Here is a 7,610-nt window from a genome sequence, read left to right as displayed (position 1 = left end):
TGGTATGCTCGCTATCGAAAATCCAAAATATGAAGCTTCTCCAAGCGCATCATTGGCTGTTGCTATGGCGAAAATGCTAAAGATTAGGGAATAAATAGTGGTGCGACCATAGCGCGCAGTTATCTCATTTTCAATTTCGCAAAGATTTTCAATATATTGATCGTTAACAAAATAAGGATTATTGTTAACCTCTGCATAAAAACCAAAAACTGCGCGACCCAGAACTGTCTTCCATATGTGACGAGGCGAAGACTCATGTTCCAAGCCTTTAGGTGGCGTGAGTTGTTCATTTTGGCCATTCATGGCATTTACCTCCCCCTCCTCTTCACATTCCCCCCACGCTGCCCCGCACGTCCCCCTGTGGAGCGGCCTCTTTTTCCCGCGGCATCCTCGCTCGCCTTCTCCACGGCCTGCTGGCGGGCCAGCGGGTCGTCGTGGACGGCGAGGTCCACCGCTTCCAGCCGCTTGACCTCGTCGCGCAGGCGCGCGGCTTCCTCGAACTCGAGGTTCTCGGCCGCCTTGCGCATGTCCTCGCGCAGCCCGTCGAGATGGGCCTGGAGGTTCGCGCCCGCCATCGGCTTTTCCACGGTCGCCGTGACCCGGTTCATGTCCACGTCGCCCTGGTAGAGGCCGGCAAGGATGTCCTCCACATTCTTCTTCACCGTGGCGGGGGTGATGCCGTGTTCCTCGTTGTAGGCGATCTGCTTGGCGCGGCGGCGCTCGGTCTCGGCCATGGCGCGCTCCATGCTGCCGGTCACGCGGTCGGCATACATGATGACGCGCCCGTCGACGTTGCGCGCCGCGCGCCCGACGGTCTGGATGAGCGAGGTCTCCGAGCGTAGGAAGCCCTCCTTGTCGGCGTCGAGGATCGCCACCAGCCCGCATTCGGGGATGTCGAGGCCCTCGCGCAGCAGGTTGATGCCCACCAGGACATCAAACGCCCCGAGCCGCAGGTCGCGCAAGATCTCGATCCGCTCGATCGTGTCGATGTCGGAATGCATGTAGCGCACGCGGATGCCCTGCTCGTGCAGGTATTCGGTGAGGTCCTCGGCCATGCGCTTGGTGAGCGTGGTGCAGAGCGTCCGGTAGCCCTTCGCCGCCACCTTGCGCACCTCGTCCAGAAGATCGTCCACCTGCATCTCGACAGGACGGATCTCGATCTGCGGGTCCAGAAGGCCGGTGGGCCGGATCACCTGCTCGGTGAAGATGCCGCCGGTCTGCTCCAGCTCCCACGGCCCGGGCGTCGCGCTCACGAAGACCGACTGGGGGCGCATGGCGTCCCATTCCTCGAACTTGAGCGGGCGGTTGTCCATGCAGGAGGGCAGGCGGAAGCCGTGCTCGGCCAGCGTGAACTTGCGCCGATAGTCGCCGCGATACATGCCCCCGATCTGGGGCACGGAGACGTGGCTTTCGTCGGCGAAGACGATGGCGTTGTCGGGGATGAACTCGAAGAGGGTGGGGGGCGGCTCGCCGGGCGCGCGCCCGGTCAGGTAGCGTGAGTAGTTCTCGATCCCGTTGCACACGCCCGTGGCTTCCAGCATCTCGAGATCGAAATTGGTGCGCTGCTCGAGCCGCTGCGCCTCCAGCAGCTTGCCATCGTTCACCAGCTGGTCGAGCCGCTGGCGCAACTCCTTGCGGATGCTCTGGATCGCCTGCTGAAGCGTGGGCTTCGGGGTGACGTAGTGCGAGTTGGCATAGATCCGCACCCGCTCGAAGCTGCCCGTGCGCGCGCCGGTCAGGGGGTCGAACTCGGTGATGCCTTCGAGTTCCTCGCCGAAGAAGGACAGCCGCCAGGCCCGGTCCTCCAGGTGCGCGGGCCAGACTTCCAGGACGTCGCCGCGCACCCGGAACGCGCCGCGCTGGAAGGCCTGATCGTTGCGGCGGTACTGCTGCGCGACGAGGTCCGCGATCACGGCGCGCTGATCGTAGCTTTCGCCGGCTTGCAGATCCTGGGTCATCGCGCCGTAGGTCTCGACCGAGCCGATGCCGTAGATGCAGGACACCGAGGCGATGATGATGACATCGTCGCGTTCCAGAAGCGCCCGTGTGGCCGAGTGGCGCATCCGGTCGATCTGTTCGTTGATCTGGCTTTCCTTCTCGATATAGGTGTCCGAGCGGGGCACATAGGCCTCGGGCTGGTAGTAATCGTAGTAGCTGACGAAATACTCTACCGCGTTGTCCGGGAAGAAGCCCTTGAATTCTCCGTAAAGCTGGGCGGCCAGCGTCTTGTTGGGCGCGAGGATGATCGCCGGGCGCTGGGTGCGTTCGATCACCTTGGCCATGGTGAAGGTCTTGCCCGTGCCCGTGGCGCCAAGCAGCACCTGGTCGCGCTCGCCCGACAACACGCCTTCGCTGAGTTCGGCGATGGCGGTGGGCTGGTCGCCCGCGGCCGCGAAGTCTGACTTCATCTCGAACGGCCTGCCGCCCTCGAGCTTCGGGCGCGCGCGCACGTCCGCCGCCGCGGCGTGCAGGATCGTGGCGGAGTTTTCGGGCGGGGACTTGTCGGAATGGGCGTAGGGCATGAGGCGTCTCCTTCCCCTTCAAGATCGCGCTTCCCCGCCCGGGTTCAACCCCGGCGGACGATCGCGCCGCCCGCCGATTGTGATTGCGAAAAGGGACATTCGTGACATATCATTTAACGGCAAGCAGCGCCTTGGCCTTTCGGCCGATCGCACATACCCACCCCTCGCTCCCCGCGAAAGTCCGGATGGTCAAGGTCTGCCTGCACCGCGGTCCGCGAGGGATCTTGTCGCCGGCTGCGGCATCCTTCATAACCGTCGCAAGACACGGAGGAAGTCATGCGCGCGCGCATCTACAAACCGTCCCGATCCGCGACCTCGTCTGGCACCGCGAAGACCCGGCAATGGGTGCTCGAATACGCGCCGGCGAGCCCGCGGGAGATCGATCCGCTGATGGGCTGGACCTCCTCGGCAGACATGGAATCGCAAGTCCGTCTGCGCTTTCCCACCAAGAAAGCCGCGCTGGCCTACGCCCGCGAACACGGGATCGAGGCGATCGTGTTCGAGCCCCACAAGCGCCGCACCAACATCCGCGCGCGCGGCTACGGCGAGAATTTCGCGACCGACCGGCGCGGCTCCTGGACGCACTGACGCGCTTGCGCATTTCCGCCCGATGGCCGAAAACGGCGCGAGCGGTCCCGTAGCTCAACTGGATAGAGCAGCCGACTTCTAATCGGCAGGCTGAGGGTTCGAGTCCTTCCGGGACCGCCAGACCGACCGAGGAGGCCGCGGCCCTGACCGAGCACCCTCCACGCCTTCGCCTGCGCGTCGTGGTCGGCGCCGACGCCATGCTGGGCCCAGGCAAGGCGGACCTGCTCGAACTGATCGAGCAGACCGGGTCCATCGCGGCGGCGGGCCGCGCCATGCGGATGAGCTACAAGCGCGCCTGGAGCCTCGTGGAGGAAATGAACGCCGCGTTCCGGGCACCGCTCGTGGCGCGCAGCCGAGGCGGCGCCCCTGGCGGCGGCGCGCATCTGACCGAGACGGGAGCGACGGTGCTGGCGCATTACCGCGCGCTCGAACGACGGGCGACCGACGCCGGAGAGGCGGAGATCGCTGCGCTGCGCGCCCTGCTCGCGGAGGCGGGCGCGTCCGACATGTCCGGCGGGAAATAACGCTTGCCATTGGCGGGGGTGCCGGGCGATATGTTTCGTGAAACATATCAACAGGAGAGAGACGCCCCGGTGTTCAAGCCAGCTTGCATTCGAGCGGCCGCCCGCACGACAGCGGCTGCGCTGGTCATCGCCATGTGCGTCCCCGTGCAGGCCAGCGCGGACCGGATCACGGTGTTCGCCGCGGCCAGCATGAGCGACGCGATGGCGGAGATCGAGCAGGGTTTCGAGGCCGCCACCGGCCACGACGTCGTTGTCTCCCTCGCCGGATCCTCCGCGCTCGCCCGCCAGATCCAGCAGGGCGCGCCGGCGGATGTCTTCATCTCCGCCAACCCGGGCTGGATGGACATGCTCGAGGCCGACGGCCTTGTCGAAGCGGCCACGCGCTTCGATCTCCTTGCGAATTCCCTCGTGCTGGTCGCGGCGGGTGGCGCCGCCGCGCCGGTCGAGATCGGTCCCGGAATGGACCTCGCGGGCCTCTTGGGCGACGGGCGGCTGGCCATGGCGCTGGTCGACGCGGTGCCCGCGGGCATCTACGGCAAGGCGGCGCTGGAAAGCCTCGGGCAGTGGGACAAGGTCGCGGCGCAAGTGGCGCAGGCCGACAATGTCCGTGCCGCGCTCGCCTTCGTGGCGACGGGCGAGGCGCCTTACGGCATCGTCTACGCCACCGACGCGGTGGCCGAGGATGATGTGACGGTCGCCGGCACCTTTCCCGCCGCGACCCATCCGCCCATCGTCTATCCGGCCGCCGCCCTCGCCGAGAGCCAGAGCGCCCTCAGCCGGACCTTCCTCGACTTCCTCCGCGGCCCGGACTCGCGCAAGGCGTTCGAGCGTCAGGGCTTCGTGGTCCTCGCCGAATAGCGCATGTTGGACTGGCTCGGCCCTGATGAATGGCGGGCGGTGGCGCTGTCGCTGCGCGTCTCCCTCTGGGCGACGCTGGTCAGCTTGCCGCTGGGTATCCTCACGGCTTATGCGCTGGCCCGCTGGTCCTTTCCCGGCAAGCAGCTTCTGAACGGCATCGTGCACCTGCCGCTCATCCTGCCGCCGGTGGTGACGGGCTACCTGTTGTTGCTGACGTTCGGCACGCGCGGGCCTGTCGGCAGCGTCCTGGCCGATTGGGGCATCGTCCTCGCCTTTCGCTGGACAGGCGCTGCGCTCGCGGCGGGCGTCATGGCCTTTCCGCTGATGGTGCGCGCGATCCGCCTGTCGATCGAGGCGGTGGACCCGAAGCTCGAGCAGGCGAGCGCGACGCTCGGCGCGCCGCCGCTCTGGGTCTTCCTGACGGTGACGTTGCCGATGGCACTGCCGGGCATCGTGGCGGGCGCCATCCTCGCCTTCGCCAAGGCGATGGGCGAGTTCGGCGCGACGATCACGTTTGTGTCGAACATCCCCGGTGAGACTCGCACGATATCGTCCGCCATCTACGCGTTCCTGCAGATCCCCGGCGGCGAAGGCCCGGCGATGAAGCTGGTGATCGTCTCGGTGGTCGTGGCGATGGGGGCGCTCTTATTGTCGGAAGTCGTGGGCCGCCGCGTCGCCGCGCGCGTCGGCGGCGCCTGATGCTCGAGGTCGAGGTCAGCCACGCGTTCCCGGGCTTCGAACTCGATGCACGCTTCGAGGCGCCGCCGGGTGTCACCGCGCTTTTCGGGCGCTCCGGGTCGGGAAAGACCACCGTGGTGAACGCGGTGGCGGGGCTTCTGCGCCCGGACAAGGGCCGGGTCGCGGTCAACGGGGAGGCGCTTTTCGATATCGAGGCCGGGCTCTGGACGCCGCCTCACCGCCGACGGGTCGGCTACGTGTTCCAGGAGGGGCGGCTCTTTCCCCATCTCACGGTGCGGCAGAACCTGCTTTACGGCCGATGGATGGCGCGTGCCGCTCGGGATGCGGCGGCCTTCGACCGGATCGTTGGGATGCTTGGATTGGAGCCGCTCCTGCCGCGCCGCCCGGGGGGCCTGTCGGGCGGCGAAAAGCAGCGCGTCGCGGTCGGGCGCGCGCTTCTCGCCGCGCCGCGCCTCATCCTGATGGACGAGCCGCTCGCCGCGCTCGACGAGGCGCGCAAGGCCGAGATACTGCCCTATCTCGAGCGTCTCCGCGACGAAACGGAAACGCCCGTCCTCTACGTCAGCCACTCGGTCGCGGAGGTGGCGCGGCTCGCCACTACGGTGGTCGCGCTGAAGGAGGGCCGCGTGCTGCGCGCGGGGCCTGCGGCCGAGGTCATGTCCGATCCGGCGGCTGTGCCCGCCTTCGGGCCGCGCGCGGCGGGCAGCGTGATCACCGCCCGCGTGGTCGCGCATCACCCCGACGGCCTGACCGAACTCGCCGCGCCGGGCGGGCGGCTTTTCCTGCCGCGCGTCGCCGCGTCGGAGGGCGCACCGCTGCGCGTGCGCGTGTCGGCTCAGGACGTGATGATTTCCACGACGCGTCCCGACGGCCTTTCGGCACTGAACCTTCTGGAGGGCCGGATCGCCGCGCTCCGTCCGGGCGAGGGGCCGGGCCTGCTGGTGCGGATCGATCTCGGGGCAGGGGAGATCCTGGCACGAATCACCCGCCGCTCGGCCAAGGCGTTGGCGCTTGCCGAGGGGCAGCAGGTGGTCGCGGTGGTCAAGGCGGTGTCGGTGGCGCCGGGCGACGTCGGCGGCGGCTGAGCCCCGCCGCGTCAGACGCTTTCGATCCGAAGCGCCACCACCTCGCCGGCCAGAACGCCGGTGCCCGGCATGGCCTCCAGCGCCGCATCGAGCGCGTCGCGCGCCGTCTTGTGGGTCACGATCAGCACCGGGGCGGTGTCGGCGGCGTGCTTGTACTGGCGCATCCGGTCGATGGAGATACCGGCCTCGCCCAGAACGGTGGCGATCTGCGCGAGCGCCCCGGGGCGATCCTTCAGTTCCATGCGCAGGTAGTAGGGCGCGGGCGTCGCCGTGCGCGCGGGCGTGGCGTGGGCCAGCCTTGCGGCGGGCACCCCGAAGGTGGAGACGCGCGTGCCCCGCGCGATGTCGAGCACGTCGGACATCACCGCGCTGGCCGTCGGGCCCTCGCCGGCCCCCGCGCCCCGCAGCACGATCTGGCCCACCGCGTCGCCTTCCAGGACGCACATGTTCGTGGGGCCCTCGAGCTGGCCTATGGGCGAGCTTGCCGGCACGAGGCAGGGCGACATGCGGGTTTCCAGCCCCCGCCCCGTCATCTGCGCTACGCCCAGAAGCTTGATGCGGAAGCCGAGGTCGCGCGCCCGGCGGATGTCGTCGATGGAGATGCGCTCGATTCCCTCGATCTCGACCCCGTCGAAATCCACCCGCGTGCCGAAGGCGATCGCGGCCAGCAGCGCGAGCTTGTGGGCCGCGTCGATGCCGCCCACGTCGAGGGTGGGGTCGGCCTCCAGGTAGCCAAGCTGGTTCGCCTCGTCGAAGACCGTGTCGTAGGACAGACCGGCGCTTTCCATCCGGGTCAGGATGTAGTTGCAGGTGCCGTTCATCACGCCCATCACGCGGGTCAGGTCGTTGCCGGCCAGCCCCTCGGTCAGCGACTTGATGACCGGGATGCCGCCGGCCACCGCCGCCTCGAAGCGCAGCACGCGCCCCGCGGCCTCGGCCGCCTCGGCAAGCGCCTGGCCGTGGATGGCGAGCATCGCCTTGTTGGCGGTGACCACGTCCTTGCCCGCGGCGAGCGCGGCCTCGGTCGCGGCCTTGGCGGGGCCGTCCGAGCCGCCCATCAGCTCCACGAACACGTCCACGTCGCCGCGCGTGGCCAGCGCGACGGGATCGTCCTCCCAGCTGTAGTCGGCAAGGCTCACGCCGCGGTCCTTGTCGCGGGTGCGCGCGGAGACGGCGGAGATCGTCACCGGCCGCCCGGTCCGCGCCTCCAGCAGTTCGGCCTTGCGGCGCACGATCTTGACGACGCCGGCGCCCACCGTGCCGAGACCGGCGATGCCGAGACGCAGGGGATCGGACATGGGCTGGCTCCTTTCGGGTGGGGACGTTCCTGGTAG

Annotated in this window: 8 protein-coding genes and 1 tRNA gene; 6 read left to right on the top strand and 3 right to left on the bottom strand. The window is 68.3% G+C overall.

Features of this window, described 5'->3' with window-relative positions; translation table 11 throughout:
• Together AB6A65_RS15080 and uvrB are read right to left on the bottom strand one after the other, a co-directional pair.
• On the bottom strand, window positions 1-303 hold a 303-nt coding region (locus tag AB6A65_RS15080; protein WP_371039220.1), incomplete at its 3' end, for a hypothetical protein.
• A 5-nt stretch (window positions 304-308) separates the two neighbouring features.
• Entirely contained in the window at window positions 309-2,522 is a 2,214-nt protein-coding gene (uvrB, locus tag AB6A65_RS15075; protein ID WP_371039219.1) for an excinuclease ABC subunit UvrB, read from the bottom strand.
• 276 nt (window positions 2,523-2,798) lie between these two features.
• Here uvrB and AB6A65_RS15070 point away from each other — a divergent pair, with 276 nt between their 5' ends.
• From AB6A65_RS15070 to modC, 6 genes are all read left to right on the top strand, one after another.
• Window positions 2,799-3,110, top strand: a complete 312-nt coding sequence (locus tag AB6A65_RS15070; RefSeq protein ID WP_371039218.1) for an ETC complex I subunit — start codon at window positions 2,799-2,801, stop codon at window positions 3,108-3,110.
• Between the two features lie 43 nt (window positions 3,111-3,153).
• Window positions 3,154-3,230 (top strand) — tRNA-Arg (locus AB6A65_RS15065).
• 77 nt (window positions 3,231-3,307) lie between these two features.
• A complete protein-coding gene (locus AB6A65_RS15060) occupies window positions 3,308-3,634 on the top strand; it encodes a winged helix-turn-helix domain-containing protein (RefSeq protein WP_371039216.1) in 327 nt (108 codons plus the stop codon).
• A gap of 132 nt (window positions 3,635-3,766) precedes the next feature.
• Window positions 3,767-4,492 carry a molybdate ABC transporter substrate-binding protein gene (modA, locus tag AB6A65_RS15055; RefSeq protein WP_371039215.1) on the top strand — a complete coding sequence of 242 codons (726 nt, stop codon included), beginning with the start codon at window positions 3,767-3,769 and terminating at the stop codon, window positions 4,490-4,492.
• A gap of 3 nt (window positions 4,493-4,495) precedes the next feature.
• Window positions 4,496-5,191, top strand: coding sequence for a molybdate ABC transporter permease subunit (gene modB / locus AB6A65_RS15050; RefSeq protein WP_371039214.1), 696 nt, complete (start codon window positions 4,496-4,498; stop codon window positions 5,189-5,191).
• Window positions 5,191-6,276 carry a molybdenum ABC transporter ATP-binding protein gene (gene modC, locus AB6A65_RS15045; RefSeq protein ID WP_371039213.1) on the top strand — a complete coding sequence of 362 codons (1,086 nt, stop codon included), beginning with the start codon at window positions 5,191-5,193 and terminating at the stop codon, window positions 6,274-6,276. The genes modB and modC overlap by 1 nt, the downstream gene beginning before the upstream one ends.
• 11 nt (window positions 6,277-6,287) lie before the next feature.
• Here modC and AB6A65_RS15040 read toward each other — a convergent pair whose 3' ends face one another.
• On the bottom strand, window positions 6,288-7,574 hold the full coding sequence (locus tag AB6A65_RS15040; protein ID WP_371039212.1) for a homoserine dehydrogenase: 1,287 nt from the start codon (window positions 7,572-7,574) through the stop codon (window positions 6,288-6,290).
• Window positions 7,575-7,610 lie beyond the last annotated feature (36 nt).

This window comes from Rhodosalinus sp. FB01, from assembly GCF_041365715.1.
Classification (GTDB): Bacteria; Pseudomonadota; Alphaproteobacteria; order Rhodobacterales; family Rhodobacteraceae; genus Rhodosalinus.
Note: the sequence above shows the minus strand (reverse complement) of the source record. Positions and strands in the feature narration are given on the sequence as shown.